At 71.6% G+C, this 1,317-nt stretch carries 1 protein-coding gene and 1 pseudogene; one reads left to right on the top strand and one right to left on the bottom strand.

Annotated elements, in window-relative coordinates:
* Nucleotides 1-297: 297 nt before the first annotated feature.
* Entirely contained in the window at nucleotides 298-1,212 is a 915-nt protein-coding gene (locus tag E3T24_RS12445; RefSeq protein WP_134402892.1) for a hypothetical protein, read from the top strand.
* An 11-nt stretch (nucleotides 1,213-1,223) separates the two neighbouring features.
* Here the strand turns inward: E3T24_RS12445 and E3T24_RS12450 are convergent.
* Nucleotides 1,224-1,317 (bottom strand): annotated as a pseudogene (locus tag E3T24_RS12450) (IS982 family transposase); the annotation flags it as partial.

Here is a 1,317-nt window from a genome sequence, read left to right on the forward strand (position 1 = left end):
CTGCCGTCCCGCCCGCCTGCCGTCCCGCCCGCCCGCCGTCCCGCCCGCCGCCCGTCGCCCCGCCCGCCGCCCGTCGCCCCGCCTCCGGCCCCCGGGGTATCCGTACTCGGCAAACCCTGTGAGGGGTCCCATATCGACCTTCCCAACACGATTGAAGGTCGATATGGGACCCCTCACGGCCGGTGCGGCAGCGTGCGGGCCGGTGCGGCAGCGTGCGGGCCGGCGCGGGCCGGGCCGTTCCGGACCGCGCTGGGGACAACTTCGGTACGAAAAGCCGCGGGGGCGCACGCTGGGCCGATGACAAGTCGAATTCCATTGCCGTCGGGGCTCGGGGCCAGGCCCTTCACCACGCGCACGGCGGCCGAGCGCGGCATCGGCGAGGGCCGGTTGCGGGGACCCGACCTCGCGCGACCATTCCACGGCATCCGTTCGCTCGCGGCGGCCACGTCGCTGCCGGACCAGGCCCGGGCACTACAGCTCCGTCTGCCCGAGGCCGGCTTCTTCTGTGGGGTGACCGCGGCCCTGATCATCGGCATTCCGTTGCCGAGCCGGCTGAGGAGACCACCCGAACTGCACGTGGGCACGCGCTCGCCGCTGCGCGCGTGCAAGGCCGCCGGAACGACCGGGCACAAGCTGCAGCTGCGCGACGGCGACCTTCGCGACTGGCGCGGGCTGCGCGTGACGACCGCGGCCCGAACCTGGTGCGACCTGGCCGCGATTCTCGACGTCGAGGATCTCGTGGCGGCGGGGGACTACCTGATCCACCGAGAGCATCCGCTCGCCAGCCGTGCCGAACTCGAGAATGCCGTCGCCCGCCATCCGTCGCGGCGCCGGCGCGCACTCCTGGTTGAAGCGCTCGGCCTCCTCGACGAGAACGCCGAGTCGCCGCCTGAGTCGATCATTCGCGTCACCGTCGTGCGGGCCGGTATCACGGGGTTGCGGGCCAACTTTGCGATCACGGATGCCCGCGGCCACGAATTCGCCCGCGGCGACCTGTGTTTCCCGGCCCACCGGGTCATCTTCGAGTACCAGGGCGACTACCACCGCAGCGAACCGGAACGGTGGCGCAAGGACCGCACCCGGGCGGCCCGCCTTGCCGCCGCGGGCTGGCACATTGTCGAGATCGCGGCCGACGAACTGATCGACCGACGGATGCTGCTGCGCATCATCCGCGACACCCTCGCCCTCTACCCGGCCCGGTTCGCCCTCTAGATGAGTGAGTCCTAATGGTCGTAGGCGATGAGGGATCGTTTGTTGGGTGTTCCGAGGAGCCAGTTGTGCCAGATTCCGGCGGCGAGGGCGAGTAGTCGGCCGGCG

Source organism: Cryobacterium sp. TmT2-59 (assembly GCF_004403545.1).
Lineage (GTDB): Bacteria > Actinomycetota > Actinomycetes > Actinomycetales > Microbacteriaceae > Cryobacterium > Cryobacterium shii.